This window comes from Corynebacterium sp. KPL4072 (genome assembly GCF_037908395.1).
GTDB lineage: Bacteria > Actinomycetota > Actinomycetes > Mycobacteriales > Mycobacteriaceae > Corynebacterium > Corynebacterium kefirresidentii.
Genome location: NZ_JBBMGE010000001.1, coordinates 143,613 through 159,010, shown reverse-complemented (window position 1 = coordinate 159,010; position 15,398 = coordinate 143,613). Strand labels below are relative to the sequence as shown.

At 59.9% G+C, this 15,398-nt stretch carries 12 protein-coding genes; all 12 read right to left on the bottom strand.

Going from position 1 to position 15,398, the window contains the following annotated elements; genetic code table 11:
- Positions 1-8: 8 nt before the first annotated feature.
- Positions 9-707, bottom strand: coding sequence for a YggS family pyridoxal phosphate-dependent enzyme (locus WMP97_RS00725; RefSeq protein WP_340439626.1), 699 nt, complete (start codon positions 705-707; stop codon positions 9-11).
- Positions 707-1,438, bottom strand: a complete 732-nt coding sequence (gene pgeF, locus WMP97_RS00720) for a peptidoglycan editing factor PgeF (protein WP_340439625.1) — start codon at positions 1,436-1,438, stop codon at positions 707-709. Before pgeF ends, WMP97_RS00725 begins: the two co-directional genes overlap by 1 nt.
- A 24-nt stretch (positions 1,439-1,462) precedes the next feature.
- Positions 1,463-2,782, bottom strand: a complete 1,320-nt coding sequence (gene ftsZ / locus WMP97_RS00715) for a cell division protein FtsZ (RefSeq protein ID WP_340439624.1) — start codon at positions 2,780-2,782, stop codon at positions 1,463-1,465.
- Positions 2,783-3,092: 310 nt separating this feature from the next.
- Positions 3,093-3,764, bottom strand: coding sequence for a cell division protein FtsQ/DivIB (locus WMP97_RS00710; protein ID WP_340439623.1), 672 nt, complete (start codon positions 3,762-3,764; stop codon positions 3,093-3,095).
- Complete coding sequence (murC, locus tag WMP97_RS00705) at positions 3,764-5,227, bottom strand: UDP-N-acetylmuramate--L-alanine ligase (protein ID WP_340439622.1); 1,464 nt, start codon at positions 5,225-5,227, stop codon at positions 3,764-3,766. Before murC ends, WMP97_RS00710 begins: the two co-directional genes overlap by 1 nt.
- A complete protein-coding gene (gene murG / locus WMP97_RS00700; protein ID WP_301715604.1) occupies positions 5,228-6,328 on the bottom strand; it encodes an undecaprenyldiphospho-muramoylpentapeptide beta-N-acetylglucosaminyltransferase in 1,101 nt (366 codons plus the stop codon).
- Between the two features lie 23 nt (positions 6,329-6,351).
- A complete protein-coding gene (locus WMP97_RS00695; RefSeq protein ID WP_248099881.1) occupies positions 6,352-7,752 on the bottom strand; it encodes an FtsW/RodA/SpoVE family cell cycle protein in 1,401 nt (466 codons plus the stop codon).
- Between the two features lie 28 nt (positions 7,753-7,780).
- Positions 7,781-9,172 (bottom strand): UDP-N-acetylmuramoyl-L-alanine--D-glutamate ligase, encoded by a 1,392-nt coding sequence (murD, locus tag WMP97_RS00690; protein WP_340439621.1) that lies wholly within the window; start codon positions 9,170-9,172, stop codon positions 7,781-7,783.
- 42 nt (positions 9,173-9,214) lie between these two features.
- Positions 9,215-10,321 carry a phospho-N-acetylmuramoyl-pentapeptide-transferase gene (gene mraY / locus WMP97_RS00685; RefSeq protein ID WP_340439620.1) on the bottom strand — a complete coding sequence of 369 codons (1,107 nt, stop codon included), beginning with the start codon at positions 10,319-10,321 and terminating at the stop codon, positions 9,215-9,217.
- A 30-nt stretch (positions 10,322-10,351) separates the two neighbouring features.
- Positions 10,352-11,881 (bottom strand): UDP-N-acetylmuramoyl-tripeptide--D-alanyl-D-alanine ligase, encoded by a 1,530-nt coding sequence (locus WMP97_RS00680; protein WP_340439619.1) that lies wholly within the window; start codon positions 11,879-11,881, stop codon positions 10,352-10,354.
- Between the two features lie 2 nt (positions 11,882-11,883).
- Positions 11,884-13,419, bottom strand: a complete 1,536-nt coding sequence (locus tag WMP97_RS00675) for a UDP-N-acetylmuramoyl-L-alanyl-D-glutamate--2,6-diaminopimelate ligase (RefSeq protein ID WP_301715600.1) — start codon at positions 13,417-13,419, stop codon at positions 11,884-11,886.
- Between the two features lie 9 nt (positions 13,420-13,428).
- Complete coding sequence (locus tag WMP97_RS00670; protein ID WP_034655422.1) at positions 13,429-15,297, bottom strand: peptidoglycan D,D-transpeptidase FtsI family protein; 1,869 nt, start codon at positions 15,295-15,297, stop codon at positions 13,429-13,431.
- Positions 15,298-15,398: the final 101 nt, after the last annotated feature.

Here is a 15,398-nt window from a genome sequence, read left to right as displayed (position 1 = left end):
CAATGCTTTCAACCTACTGGCCGCGGCCCCATGATACTGGTTCCGACACGCACGATATCGCTGCCCGCAGCAATTGCTTCGGCCATGTCCGCGCTCATTCCAGCAGACAATTTCAGCGGGCGCTTCAGCGCGGCAGATAGCCGGTCGACCTCATCTCGCACACCGCGAAAGACCTCGCCCGCATCGGCGTCGAGGGGCGGGACTACCATGAGGCCAGCGAAGTCGAGGTGTTCGCTTCCTTCTACTGCTTCGACGAGCTCGTCGAGCGCGTGGCGAGAAACGCCTCCGCGAGCGTCATCGCCATCGGCAGACACTTGGACAAAGACCGGCAGGTTGCTCTCGCGTTCCCCTCGTTCCTTTGCCAAGGCGACGCCCCGTTCCAAAGCCTGAGCAAGTTTGAGGGAATCAAGCGAATGAACGCTGGCCGCCCAACGAGCCACGTGATTGGCCTTTTTGGTCTGGATCTGGCCGATCATATGGAAACGCAGCTGTGGCAATTCGGCAGCTTTGGCGCGAGCTTCTTGCTCCCGGTTTTCGGCAACGTCACTAACCCCGAGTTCAGCAAGTAGGGCGATATCCGCAGCTCGATGAAACTTCGTCACCGGCAGTAGCTGCGGGGGCTTGCGGTCTGCTTGCGCCGATAGCCGTTCAATCTCAGCTCGAGTAGCGGCGAGATTTTCTCGTAGCTGTGCTTTACGGTCTGCCATTAGTTAGCCTCCAACCAGATCAGCCCGGCCTGGCGGCCGGTAGTGCCTTCGCGGCGATAGGAAAAGAAATTTTCGTCTTCAATTGTGCAGCGCGGATCGGATTCAATCGCGGTGATGCCGAGGCCCATGAGCTGGCGGATCAAACCTGCGCGAACGTCAATTCCCCAGGTTCCTTTCGACGTCCGCGTCTTCGAACCGGGCAGCCGACGTTCTACATCCTCAGCCATCTCTTTCGGCACCTCGTAGTTTTTGCCGGAGGCAGCTGGTCCCATAACCACCTGGATGCGCTCGGGCTGAGCGCCGAGTTTCTCCATTTCGCGCACGGTATTGACGATGATGCCGTTGCGGGCGCCCAAGCGGCCAGCGTGGGCGGCGGCGATGACACCAGCGGCGACGTCGACAAACAGAACCGGCGTGCAATCTGCAACAAGGACGCCCAGCCCAAGGCGGCGCTGCGTGGTGACAATCGCGTCGGTGGCTGGCACAGGTTCATCCTGTGGACCATCGATAACGGTGACTGTATTGGTGTGTAGCTGTTCCATCCACACGATATCGTCCACGCCGGTCACGCGCTTTAAGCGGTCGCGATTTGCAGCAACCGCGGCGGGGTCATCGCCGACATGGAGCCCTAGGTTAAAAGAGTCATATGGAATAGCAGACGCCCCGCCGGCACGGCTGGTAAAGACCATGCGGACGGGGCGTTTGGTGCGATGTTCCTCGTTTACTGGCATGCACACCAGCGTAGCGCTTTGCGCTTAGCGCATGAAGGAAGGCACGTCCAGATCGTCGTCGCCATCATCATCGCGGCGCTGGGATGGGCGAGACAAACGGTAGTCATCACGACGCTCCTCGCGGGAGAAACGGTCAGAATTGGTGAACAGACCGGTAGATTCTGGGCGGCGCTCCTCGGCAGGGCACTCTGGGGTGTAGCGCTCCCGCTCCTGGCCGGCACGCGGCTCGTAGGAGTGGCGCGGGGAGTAATCATCTTGTACCGGCTCGGCCGCACCAGGCTGTGCCGGAGCCGGGGTGACGGGCTCTGCGGCCGCGCGCTGGCGATTGTCAAAAAGGGACCCTGGCTTGCGCTGTTCCTGCTGCTTCTGCGGTTGTGCAGCGGCCTGGGTCATATTGGCCTCGGCATCAAAGCCGGTGGCAATGATGGTGATGCGGATTTCATCACCCAAGGTGTCATCGATGATGGTACCGAAGATAAGGTTGACGTCTTCGTCAGCGCGCTCCTCCACCATGGAAGCCGCGGCATTAACCTCGTGCAGGCCAAGGTCGGAGCCGCCGGCGATGGACAACAGCACGCCCTTGGCGCCTTCCATCGTCGATTCCAATAGCGGGGAATTAATGGCCTGCTCGGCAGCGGTCATGGCGCGATTATCGCCGCGGGCAGAGCCGATGCCCATCAGGGCAGAGCCGGCGTCGGACATGACGGAGCGGACGTCGGCAAAGTCGACGTTGATCATGCCTGGGATGGTGATCAGATTGGTAATACCCTGCACACCATTGTGCAGCACCTCATCGGCGGCGCGGAAAGCCTCAACAATGGAAAGCTCTTCCCCACCGAGCTGCATCAGGCGGTCATTCGGAATAACGATAAGCGTATCGCATACCTCACGCAGCTCTTCGATGCCGGCCATAGCCTGGCGGGTACGGCGGGCACCCTCGAACTTGAACGGACGGGTGACAACGCCCACGGTCAACGCGCCCATCTTCTTCGCGATGGATGCCACAACCGGAGCGGCACCGGTGCCGGTACCGCCGCCTTCGCCAGCAGTCACGAAGACCATATCGGAGCCTTGCAGGGCGTCTTCGATTTCGGACTTATGATCTTCTGCGGAGGTCTTGCCCACCTCAGGATTAGCGCCGGCACCGAGGCCACGGGTGGCCTCGCGGCCGATATCCAGCTTGGTATCGGCATCAGAGAAGATGAGGGCCTGAGAGTCAGTGTTGATGGCGACGAACTGAACGCCCTTGAGGCCTTCTTCGATCATGCGGTTGACGGCGTTGACGCCGCCACCGCCGACGCCGACGACCTTGATATCCGCGAGATTGTTATTGGAAGAGATCATGTGAGTTGGTCTCACCTTTCGCTACTTTAAGTCTGCACGTGCATTAAACGAGGAATGTAATGCGGTCCGCCGAGAACGAATCGCGTTCCTTTCCATCTTTAACGACAGCCGTGTAATTTTCACGCACATTTTGCGCGTGTCGAGACCCTCAAGTTGCACTTTAGGGTTGTTCACCTGCGGTTTTGTTAGTCACACCCGCACCATCCGCCCCACATTGGTGCCAGAGAAAAAGGCCCCTGCAGCGCACGCGCTTAAGCGGCGCTGCAGGGACCACAGAAGGGTAAAAAATGCGTCCGGGGGCACCCGTCCCCTATCCGCGGGTGGTCACCAACTCAGGGTTGGAAATATTCCACTCGCGACCTTCCATCTTCAACACGGTGGCAAAGGCACGCGCCTTGTCATCATCATTGGAGTCGCTCGCACCCCAAAAGACGCGGCGGCCATCCTTAGTGGTAAAGACGAGCGAGTATTCATCGGCCACATCAAGGGTTCCTACTTGGTTGCGCAGATCATCCGATAACGCAGCGATCGCGCGCACCGCGTCTTGGGTTTGGCGGGAGCCGCTATCAACAGAACCAGTAACCTCAACCGCGCCGGCGGGAGGCTCCGCGGAGGTAAATTCCTCGCCCTTATCATCAATCAGGAAAGGCTTATTATCGCGCTTTACAAAAGCCACAGCCTTGTGTTCTTCCACATTGATAGTCAAGGTGGAGGGAAAATCGCGCGAGACAGTTACCGAATCAACCCAATCCAATCCAGCAACACCGGAGGCTGCCTTGCCTGCATCTACGCGCAGGAGGTTTTCTCCTTCGGCAACCCCAGCGGCCTCCTCTACCTGCGCGGCATCAAGCTGCTGGGTACCTTCCACCTGAAAATGGCGGACTTTTAAGATGGGCACCGTCCATACTACAACGGCAATGATCAAGGCTACGACAACGACAACTGCGCTGATCCCGGCAATGAGCTTGGTGGATACGCGCACTAGCTCGCCCGCAATTCATCGAGAATTTCTGCCGCGACCATAGTTACCGAGCCAGCACCGATGGTCAGCACGACATCGCCAGGTTCTACGAGCGAAACAACGTCGCGGGCAGCGGCAGAAAAATCTGGTTCGAAGATGACCTGCATGTCGCTTGGCATCTTATCGGTAATGATGCGGGAGGTAATTCCCTCCACGGGTTGTTCGCGCGCGCCGTAGATGTCGAGGACTACGGCGGCGTCGGCAAGCGAGAGCGCTTGGGCAAACTCGGCGTCGAATTCCATGGTGCGCGAGTACAGGTGCGGCTGGAAGCAGGCGATGACACGGCCGCCGTGGCCTTCGGCCTCAACCTTTGCCCGAGCGGCGCGCAGAACTGCAGCAACCTCGGTGGGATGGTGCGCATAGTCATCAAAGACGCGCACGGGCTTTCCCTGCTTGTCGACGCTCCCCCGGTACTCAAAGCGCCGGCGCACACCGCTAAAATCAGCCAATCCCTCAGCAATGGCAGCCGGGGCGCCACCGGAAAGCACACCAGCCAACAAGGCACCCATCGAGTTAAGCACCATGTGGTGTCCCGGGATCTGCAGCTCGTAGCGCACAGTTTCAGAGATGCCAGGAAGGTTAACCTTTACGGTGGTGTCCATCCCTTCAGCGGTGGTCTCCTCGCGTTCCAGCTCAGCGGCCAGCGGCACGGTAGAGGTAAAAGACTTGTCCGCTGCGCCATAGGCCACGACGTTGATGCCGCGCTCCTGCGCACGCTCGCCTGCTTGGGCGGCGTGCTCATCCTCGGCGCAGACAACAAGATAGCCGGTATCTGGGGTGACCAGGCCAGCAAAGTCATCGAAGACCTTGAAGTAAGCCTCCTCGCTGTGGAAGAAGTCGAGGTGATCGGGCTCGATGGTCGTCAGCACCGCAACATCGGGGCTGTAGCGCAGCAGGGAGGCATCGGATTCATCAGCCTCGGCGACAAAGGCCTCACCGGTGCCGCCGTGGGCGTTGGTGCCCGCGCGATTGAGCTGGCCGCCGATGGCAAAGGAAGGATCGAGACCTGCGTGTTGCATCGCACTCACGGTCATCGACGTAGTGGACGTTTTGCCGTGCGTGCCGGCTAGCAATACCTGCTTGTGGCCTTCCATCAATGCGGAGAGCAAATCGGAGCGGCGGATGACGGGGATATCGTTTTCCTGCGCGGCTACTAGCTCCGGATTGTCTTGCGGAATGGCAGCGAAGGAAGTCACCACGACGGTCGGCAGTTCACCCGATAGGCGCAGGTTTTCGGCAGCGTGCCCGATGGCGATCTTCGCGCCCATGGTGCGCAGCACCTCCACCGGGGTGGAGTCTTTTACATCGGAACCGGTAACCACGGCGCCGCGCGTGGCAAGAATTCGCGCCAGCCCCGACATGCCAGAGCCACCAATGCCGATAAGGTGAACGCGGTGGAGATCGTAGTGTGCGGGATCAGTCATTTACTTTTCCTTCCTTCCGGCGGCGGTTTCGGCCTCGGACACGCGGGCAGCGATGCGGTCTGCGATGGTATTGGCCACGTCGCCGGCGCTGGCGTGGGCGGCGGCATGCGTCATCGATGCTAGACGTTTAGGGTCATCGAGAATGCCGCGCACCTCAGAGATAAGACGCTCAGGGGTCAGCTCCGCATCGGGAATCTGGATGGCAGCGCCCGCCTCGACCACTTCACGGGAATTGAGCGCTTGTTCACCGTTACCATGCGGCAACGGCACGTAAATCGCTGGCAGCCCTGCGGCAGATACTTCGGCAACGGTCATAGCACCGGAGCGACATACGACGAGATCGGCTACCGCAAGGGCCGAGCCCATATCCTCGATATACGGCAAAGCAGCGTAGTTCGGATGTGCTGCGGGCTCTTCATTCTTCTTGCCATAAGCATGCAGGAGCTGGAAGTCCTTGGCTAGGTCTTCCACTGCCCCAGCAACCGCGCGGTTGATGCTGGCTGCGCCTTGGGAGCCACCAGTAATGAGGACGGTGGGAAGCTCGGCCAAGTTCCACTTGGTGCGCGCGCCTGCAGCAAGGGTCCCCTCCGGGTCCTCCGCCAAGCTCGGGCGCACGGGAATGCCCACGACCTCACCCGGCATTCCGGAGTCCGGGTGGGCGTTGAGGCCGATGCCGCCCATTTTCACGCCGAGCTTATTGGCGATTCCGGCTAAGGCATTGGTTTCCAAAACATAGAACGGGATCCCGAGGGAACCCGCAGCAATATAGGCTGGGCCGGCCACGTAGCCGCCGGTGCCAAAGACAACGTCTGCTTCGACGTCCTTGAGTACCTGCTTGGCCTCCCTCACCGCGCGGGAGAGGTTAAACGGTAGCTTGAAAAGCTGCGCGTTGATTTTGCGCGGAATCGGCACGGGGGTAATCAGTCTAAGGTCCACGCCTCGGGCGGGAATGATATCGCGCTCAAGGCCCTTTTCGGTACCGAGAGCAGTGATGCGAGCGCCGTGGCGCTCACGCAAAGCTTCGCCCACGGCAAGGGCGGGTTCAATGTGTCCGGCAGTGCCGCCACCTGCAATGACGACGGAAATAGGCGTGGAATTCATAGCCTAAAGGCTACCAGCGCCACCTATCGATAGCGGCGCTCGGCGCGCGGATAGCGGCGGCCGCTTCCAGTCACCGGGCGACCAAATTGCTCTTCGCGCACACGGGAGCGTGGCTCCTGCGGGCGGGCGTGACGCCCCCGCTGCTTCTTTTTCGGCTTAGACACCGGCTGCGGCTCGCCGATGAAAAAGAGGCGATCAAAAAACGGGCGGCCAAAGTTCTGCATTGCGGAAATCTGCATCGGCTCGTGGCGCGCTACATTGCACAGCACGCCCATCGAACCGATGGTGATAATCGCCGCGGTACCGCCGGCGGAGATCATGGGCAGCTGAATACCGGTCACTGGCAGCAGGCCAATGACATAGCCAATATTGACGAAGGCCTGGGTAACCACACCGATGGTCAACGAGGCGGCGAGCAAAGATTGGAACTGATTCTGTGCCCGCATCGCGGTGCGCAGGCCCACATATCCCAAAGCGGCAAAGAGGAAGATAACGAGCGCGCCGCCCCACCAGCCAAGCTCCTCACCCACGATGGCGTAAATAAAGTCATTCTTCGCCTCTGGCAGGTAGAACCACTTGGCGCGGGATTGGCCGATACCAACGCCCCAGAAGCCGCCGTCGGCAAGCGAGAGAAAGCCCTGATAAGACTGGAAACCAGTGCCTTGAGTATCGGAGATATTGCCCAACAAGGCGTCGAAATAGGTGTGGAAGCGATTCGAGCGGAAACCGCCTTTCAAGAAAATCCCGATCAACCCCAAGACCGCGGCAACGCCGATCGTTGCGGGGACTCTCCAGTCAACGCCGGCGAAAATGAGGGTAAAGACCACCACGATGGCGAAGGACAGCGCCATGCCCATGTCCCCTTGACCGACGATGAGCAAAAACATTCCTGCAGAAATAAAGGAATACATCATGAAGGGGTCAGAAAGCTTCATGGATTTGTGTTCCTTGTCGGCCAGGACGCTCGCACCAAACATGCCTACGGCAATGCGCGCGAGCTCCGAGGGCTGCAAGGAAAACGGACCGAGGTAAATCCACGACTGCGAACCCACCTCTTCACGGCCGGTGCCTACACCGGGGATGAGCACCGCAATGAGCAAAATAATAGAAAGACCCACGATCCACGGCACGCATTTGCGCAAAGTATGTGGCGAGACCTGCAGGCCCAGCCAAAAGGCAAGGAGACCAAAAAACACCATGACGCACTGCCGTAGCGCCTGGTTCCACACCCCGCCGTCCTCGGTCAATGACGTGGCCATTGAAGAGGAAAAGACCATGAGCACACCAATGCCCACGAGCGTGAAAATGATAAAGCGCAACAGCTGGTAATCTAGGCCGGCCTGCTGGCGGGCTTGCTCGCGCAGCTCACGAACGCGGTCGCCAAAGCTCTTGGAGCGCGGGCGCTGCTGGGAGGTGGCCATCATATGTTCTCCTGATCTTCAATATCAAGCTCTAGTCACGGGTGAGCTCCCGCGCGGCTGCGGCAAAGAAGTCACCGCGTTGAGCCATGCCGGTATACATATCCAACGATGCCGCAGCCGGTGCCAAAAGGACGGTATCCCCGGCTTCGGCGTGTTGCAGTGCAGCATCCACCGCTGCATTCATGGCCGCGGCAGGGTCGTTGCTTTCGATAACGTCTACAGGTGCATGTGGTGCGTGTTCGGCCAGTGCCTGGGCGATTTCTTGCCTATCCGCGCCGAGAACTACCGCGGCCTTGATAAGGGCGGCGTGCTTGGCGACGAGCCCGTCTACCTCCGCCCCCTTCAACTGCCCGCCGGCAATCCATACAACGGAATTGAGCCCTTTTAGCGCTGCATCCGCTGCGTGTGGATTGGTGGCCTTGGAGTTATCGATGAAACTGATGCCGGAATGCTCATGAATCACAGCGCCACGGTGCCCGGCGACGGTATACGCTGCCAGCCCCTGCGCGATGGAGCGCGGGCTAGCGCCTGCCAAGCGCGCGACGCTTGCTGCGGCTGCAGCGTCCAAGACTCCTGCCAAGCCAGCGGGCTCGATACCCTCGGCGGAAGCGAGATCCTCCCGCTCCTGGGTGAGCCGAGAGAGAAGGCGGCCGGCGCTTACGCCTACCTCCCCCTCTGCAGGTTCAGCGGCGGTAAAGCCGTATAGATTAGCTGTATTCTCGGCGTAGCGCACCGCCGCGGCATCGTCCTTGCCCACGACGGCGGCTTGGCCGTCGAGCACCTTGGCTTTGGCCTGCGCATAAGCGTCGAACGAGCCATGCCAATCGAGGTGGTCTTCTGCCAAGTTCAACAGCACGCCCACATCTGGGCGCAACTGGCTAGACCAGTGCAGCTGGAAAGAAGAAAGCTCGGCACAAAGGACGTCGACGCGAGGGGTGGCGGTGAGGGCGTCGAAAAGCGAAACGCCAATATTGCCCACCGCCAGTGCGCGCTTGCCGGTGCGCTCGGCATCGGCCTGCATAATCTGGGCCAACATTCCGGTGGTGGTGGTTTTGCCGTTAGTTCCGGTGACCACTAACCAGGTGCGCGGTGCCCCGAAGACGCCGGATCGGTCCAAGCGATAGGCAAGCTCCACATCGCCGATCACCTCTACCCCAGCGTTCTGAAAAGCAACCAACAAAGGCGAGTCAGGACGCCAGCCGGGCGAGGTAATCACGAGGTCAAACTCGCTTTGGGCAGCGGAGTCAACGGAAACCGTAGCTACGCCGTAGTCCTCCGCCAACGCCTCTAGAGCATCTTCGTTGGAATCTGTCACGGTAGTATCCACGCCGAGTCTGGTGAGCATAGCGACGCAACCGCGCCCGGATACTCCCGCCCCAGCCACGAGCACGCGACCGCGCAAGGAGGATGGCAACTCGGTCATCTGTTTTTCCTCTTTCCTCGATAAAACTAGAAGGCGTGAGTCTTAAGAACTAAAACCGACCGCGGACAGCCAGTCACCATAAAAGATGCATACGCCGGCAATGGCGGCCATGGCGCTGAGCAACCAAAAGCGAGTGACCACGGCGGTCTCTGCCCAGCCACCGTTTTCAAAGTGATGGTGGATGGGCGCCATGCGGAAAAAGCGCTTTCCGGTGCTGCGGAAGACGATGATCTGGATAACCACGGAGACCGTCTCAATAACGAAGATGGCGCCGATGATGATCATGAGCAGCTCGGTACGGGTGGTCACGGACAGGCCAGCGACGAGACCACCGAGTGCTAGTGAGCCGGTATCGCCCATAAAGATTTTCGCCGGTGCGGCATTCCACCACAAAAAGCCCAAGCAACCGCCCAGGCCAGCTGCAGCCAGCACGGCGAGGTCGAGTGGATCACGGACCTCATAGCACCCCGCCGCAGGCGACGCCGCGCAAGAATTGCGGAACTGCCAGAAGGAAATGAGCGCGTAGGCTCCCATGACCATCGCAGTGGTGCCGGCGGCCAAGCCGTCGAGGCCGTCGGTGAGGTTTACGGCATTCGACCACGCCGCGATGAGTAGATAGAGAAAGACCAAGAAAACGATGGTGCCGATAATGGCGCCGCCTACGGCGATATCGAAGGTGTCAAAATCGCGGACGAAGGACAGGTTTGTCGACGCCGGGGTCAAGCCGTGTGCATCGGGGAACTGCAGTGCCAAGATGCCGAAGATAAGCGCGACGGCTAGTTGACCTACCAGCTTGGCGGTCTTATTGAGGCCGAGGTTACGCTTTTTAAACAGCTTGATGAAGTCATCGGCAAAGCCCAGTCCGCCCAAGCCCATGGTGAGGAAGTAGACCAAGAGACCGGAGGGGCTAAAGCCACCGTTGCCCGTCACGCGGGCGTAAATGCCCACCACAAGGTAGGCCACAGTGATGGCGAGCAAAATCGCCAGTCCGCCCATAGTTGGGGTGCCGCGCTTGCGTAGGTGCAGCTGTGGCCCGTCCTCACGGATTTCCTGCCCCTTGCCTACGCCGGAAAAATAGCGGACCAACATGGGAGTGGTAAAAATCGCGACGAGGAAGCTGAGGATGCCCGCGATAATGATCTGAGTCATTGCTAGAGGTCTTTCTCCTTGTACTGAGGACTAATGGCGATTGAGCTTTTCTGCCACGCGCCACAGGCGCTGGGCATTCGATGACTTGATGAGGACAACGTCTTTGGCCTCGCGCTCCGCCCAGTCTTCGATGCCGGCAGGCGCTACCCTAATGATGTCTTCGACCGCCGCCGCAGCGGTGTCAACATCTGGGCTGATAGTAGTATTTATACCCTGCGCCCGTGCGGCCTCGACCATCGCCCTCATATTCTCGTTATCTCCCACGGCCACGAGGTAGCCAACGTGGTATTTGGAAAGGACCTCGCCCAATGTGCGGTGGGCAGCCACCGCTTCGCCGCCGAGTTCTCCCATCTCACCGAGCACGGCGATGGCACGGGCATCCGGACGGGCGGCTGAGGTATAGGCCAGCGCGGCAATCGCCGCGTGCATGGAATCGGGATTGGCATTATAGGAGTCATCGATGGTGGTGACTCCATCGCGGCGGGTGCGTACGTCCATGCGGTGTTCGGAGGCATTTTGGTGCCCCGATAGCGCGCTGGCTACCACCTGCGGGTCCATGCCTGATTCAATGGCTGCGGCCGCCGCTGCCAAAGCATTAGATACTTGGTGCCGGCCAAAGACCTGCAGTTTTACTGGAAGCGGGTCTGTGCCCGGCGCATGCAGCACGAACGAGGGGCGGGCCACATCATCGAGCTGGATTTCACTGGCGTAGTACTGGGCGTCGGCAGCCGGCGGCTTATTTGCCGAGTAGTAAACCACCTTTGCTGAGGTGCGTGGCGCCATGCCGGCGACAAAGGGATCATCGGCATTGAGCACAGCGACCCCGCCCTCAGCGGCCGAGGGCAGGGCCTCCACAAGCTCGCCTTTGGCTTGGGCGATGTTTTCACGCGAGCCAAACTCGCCTAGGTGAGCGGTGCCGACGTTGAGCACTACGCCCACGGTGGGTGCGGTAATAGTTGTCAGGTGGCGGATATGGCCAATTCCGCGGGCAGACATTTCGGCAACAAGGAAGCGAGTGTGCTCATCACAGCGCAAAGCGGTATAGGGCAGACCGACCTCGTTATTAAAGGAACCAGGAGGGGCAACGGTATCGCCCTCTGCGCGGAAAATAGTGGCCAGCAGGTCCTTGGTGGAGGTCTTTCCGGCTGAGCCGGTCACACCGACTATCTCTAGGCCCTGCTCCGCGGTCAGGCGGCGGGTGACTTCCCTGGCAATATCGGACAGCGCCTGGACAACCGCAGCGGCAGAGCCGTCCTCGTCGTGAGCATAGATATCCGCGTTCGCAGCATCACCGGTAACGCGGCCTTGAGGCTTGACGACGACCGCCGGAACGCCGACCGGCCGCGCGGCAAGCACCGCTACAGCGCCCTGCTCAATGGCCTTTTCCGCATAATCGTGGCCATCCACTCGGGCGCCGGGCAGGGCTAGAAACAACCCACCTTTGGTTACCTTCCGGGAATCGAATTCGATGAACCCGGTAACGCGCTGATCTGGGTCGGAAACGCAATCGAGGCTGCCCCCGGTGATTTCGGCAATATCGGCAATAGAAAGTGGAATCATGACTACTCCTTCGCATCCCTAAGGGTATCGCGCTGTAGGGTTCCGGCCAGTTTCTCCTCGATGGCGCGTGCCATTTCTTCGCGGTCATCAAAGTGCAAGGTTTTCCCGTTAATAAGCTGGCCCGCCTCGTGGCCCTTGCCGACGACGATGACGGCATCGCCTGGCTCGGCCCAGTCAACGACTTCATCGATGGCACGGGCACGAGAACCTACCTCACGAATATCGCCCTGGGGCGCGGCTTCGCGTGCACCGTCCACCACCGCAGCACGAATAGTGGCAGGGTCCTCAGAGCGTGGGTTGTCATCGGTGACCACAGTGAGGTCAGCGCGGGTGGCCGCGGCAGCGCCCATGATGGGGCGTTTTGAGCTATCACGGTCTCCGCCGGCACCGACGACGATGCCGACGCGCCCCTTGGTTCCTTCTAGTTGGCCGCGCAGAGTATCAAGCACCGCGGCGATAGCTGCCGGCTTATGGGCATAGTCCACCACGGCCACAAAGTCTTGGCCGCGGTCGATGCGCTCCATACGGCCGGGAACAGCGACCTTTTCCACGCCCGAGAGGAACTCCGCCGGCTCCTCTCCTACCGCTACGGCCATGCCCAGCGCCAAACAGGCATTGGCGATATTGAACTCGCCAGGCAGTGGCAACCGGAAGGAGAAATCGGCACCGTCATAGTTCAAGGCGACCTCTTGGGCGCCGGTAGCCTCGGTGGCGGTTTGGTGCGCAGAAATCGTGGCCGCAGCCCCCTGAGTGGCCACCGTGGTTACGGGGTGGCCAGCGCTCTCGGCGACGCCGCGCATGCGCCCGCCCCACTCATCATCGAGGCAGATTACAGCCTGCTCGGCCGCCTGTTCCCCAGCAAAGAGCTTGGCCTTAGCTTCAAAGTAGTCCTCCATGGTGGGGTGAAAATCCAGGTGATCCTGGCTTAAATTCGTAAACCCGCCCACGGCAAACCGGGTTCCGCGCACGCGTCCCAACTCCAGTGCATGCGAAGATACCTCCATCACCACGTGGGTGACGCCCTCGCTTTTCATGCGCGCGAATAGCTCTTGCAAGGTAGGTGCCTCGGGAGTAGTAAGCGAGGTAGGAACCGGGGTGCGGTTAATACGAGTACCGGTGGTACCGATAAGCCCCACGGAATGCCCAGCATGGAGCAGACCAGCTTCAAGCAGGTAGCTCGTGGTGGTCTTGCCGGAGGTACCGGTGACGCCAATGACCGTCAGTTCCCGGGTGGGGTGGCCATAAATTTCAGCGGAAATCGGACCGAGCACGGCACGAATATCGTCCACCACCACAATGGGGCGGGTTTCTTGGGCCCGGCTGAGCAGGTCGAGTCCGGCGGCGTCGGTAAGCACAGCCGCAGCCTTAGTATCGCGGGCGAACTGCGCGCCGTGTGCACGTGTGCCCGGCAGGGCGGCAAAAAGCGCGCCCTCAGGCAGACGGGAAGAATCCAGCCCGCACGCGGAGACCTCCACGGAGGCATCACCAATGACGCGCCCGCCAGAAAGCTGGGCGAGAGTATCCAATGAAACGGTCATACTAAGCTCCTATTGTGCCCGCAGGGTCAGCCGCGGTGCTGGTTTCGAAGTCGGAATATTGTCACGGTTGAGCAGCCAGGAGGCGATGTCTCGGAAAATCGGCGCTGCCGATTGGCCGCCGCCTCCATTGTCCTCCACACCGGATTTGGGTTCATCCAACATGACGGCAACGACGAAGCGCGGATCATCGGCCGGTGCGATACCGGCAAAGGTGATCCAATAGGCGGAGTTCGAATAGGCCCCGGTATTCGGATCGACCTTTTGAGCTGTACCAGTCTTGCCGGAGAGCTGATAACCCTTGAGTTGCGCATTACCGGCCGTGCCATTTTGCAGGCCAGCGTCATCGTCTTGGAAGACGGCCCGGAACATATCCACCGTTGTCTTGGCGGTTTCAGGGCTTATCACCTGGGTCTTTTTTGGCTCCTCCAGCTTTTCTTCCTTGCCGTCTGGCCCCTTCACAGAGTCAATGATGCGCGGCTCGATGCGCTCGCCGCCATTTGCCAATGTTTGGTACACGCTCGCCATCTGCAAGGTGGTCCAGGACTGGCCCTGACCAATGGGCAGGTTGGCGAAGGTGCCGCCGGACCATTGCTCCAGGTCCGGCACGCTACCGGCAGATTCATTCGGTAGTTCTACGCCGGTGGTATTACCCAAACCAAACTTTTCCAAGTACTTCGCGTACTTTTCTTGGCCCAATTTATCGGCAAGCATCAAGGTGCCCACATTGGAGGATTTACCAAAGATGCCGGTCGTTGTATAGGGCTCGGTGCCGTGCTGCCACGCATCGTTAACGGTCACACCCGCCATATCGATGGATCCCGGAACCTGGTGCACCTCGTCCGGGGTGGTCACTCCCTCTTGCAATGCGGCAGCAGCGGTAACCACCTTGGCTACAGAGCCTGGCTCATAAGGGTGCGAGACGCTGTGGTTTTCAAAGTCTTTGCCCTCATCGAGCTGATCCTCAATATTCTTGTTGGGATCTACGGTATCGGTATTGGCCATGGCGAGAACTTGGCCGGTCGCAGCATCAAGGACCACAGCCTCCGCGCCAGAAGCCTTGGAGTTGGCCTTGGCCTTCTCCAGCTTTTGCTGCACATAAGTCTGCAGGTCCAAATCGAGGGTGAGGGTGACATCGCGGCCATCAACGGTATCAACGACATCACGGAGCGTGCCGGGGATAACCTGGCCATCCGCGGATACGTCCTCGGTTGACTGGCCGTCAATGCCGGTTAGTTCCGTATCGCGCGCGGCCTCGAAGCCAAATTGGCCATGGCCATCCATGGATACCTTGCCCACGACATTCTCCCCAATAGCGCCATTGGGGTACTGGCGAATGTCTTGCCGGTCCGCTGCCACTCCGTGGTACTTATTGGAAATCTCTACGGCTACATCCGGATCGACATTGCGCACCAATACCTCGTATTGGGTATCGGCCTTGAGCTTATTAAGAATGTCTTCCTTTTCCACCTTGGAGGTCGAAGCTCCCGAATCCTCAATCATCTTCGGGATTCCCTCCGCCATGTCTTTGAGGGTCTCCTCCATTTTCTGGTTGAGGAAGCTATCGAGCTTCTTATCGTCCATACCCTCAGTCGAGCCGTCATTCTGGGCCTCGATTTCGGCCTTGTCTTTTAGCTCATCGCGCAGACGAGTAGGTGAGACGGTCAAGGACCGAGACTTCATCGTATAAGCCAAGCGCTGGCCGTCGCGGTCTAAAATCTCTCCCCTACGGGCCGGCTCAATATAGACGCGCTCGCGCTGAGTTACGGCCTTGGCGGAAAGGTCCGGACCCCATACGAGCTGCACCCAGGCTAGTCGGCCGACAAGGACAACCATAGCCACGAGCACCACGGAGACGATAATGCGCAGACGCTTGCGCATCAGCTTCTTTTGCGGCACCGCGGAGCTGGTGGTGCGGCGCGGGCGGCGCCTAGCCCTACTTGGCGTAGTCACAGTCCAATGTCACCTTCCCTATTTCCGCC

Bases quoted from the DNA above. Each gene is read 5' to 3' on its own strand.
- WMP97_RS00725 (WP_340439626.1), bottom strand. From the start codon at position 707: ATGGCAGACCGTAAAGCACAGCTACGAGAAAATCTCGCCGCTACTCGA.
- pgeF (WP_340439625.1), bottom strand. From the start codon at position 1,438: ATGCCAGTAAACGAGGAACATCGCACCAAACGCCCCGTCCGCATGGTC.
- ftsZ (WP_340439624.1), bottom strand. From the start codon at position 2,782: ATGATCTCTTCCAATAACAATCTCGCGGATATCAAGGTCGTCGGCGTC.
- murC (WP_340439622.1), bottom strand. From the start codon at position 5,227: ATGACTGATCCCGCACACTACGATCTCCACCGCGTTCACCTTATCGGC.
- murG (WP_301715604.1), bottom strand. From the start codon at position 6,328: ATGAATTCCACGCCTATTTCCGTCGTCATTGCAGGTGGCGGCACTGCC.
- WMP97_RS00695 (WP_248099881.1), bottom strand. From the start codon at position 7,752: ATGATGGCCACCTCCCAGCAGCGCCCGCGCTCCAAGAGCTTTGGCGAC.
- murD (WP_340439621.1), bottom strand. From the start codon at position 9,172: ATGACCGAGTTGCCATCCTCCTTGCGCGGTCGCGTGCTCGTGGCTGGG.
- mraY (WP_340439620.1), bottom strand. From the start codon at position 10,321: ATGACTCAGATCATTATCGCGGGCATCCTCAGCTTCCTCGTCGCGATT.
- WMP97_RS00680 (WP_340439619.1), bottom strand. From the start codon at position 11,881: ATGATTCCACTTTCTATTGCCGATATTGCCGAAATCACCGGGGGCAGC.
- WMP97_RS00675 (WP_301715600.1), bottom strand. From the start codon at position 13,419: ATGACCGTTTCATTGGATACTCTCGCCCAGCTTTCTGGCGGGCGCGTC.
- WMP97_RS00670 (WP_034655422.1), bottom strand. From the start codon at position 15,297: ATGCGCAAGCGTCTGCGCATTATCGTCTCCGTGGTGCTCGTGGCTATG.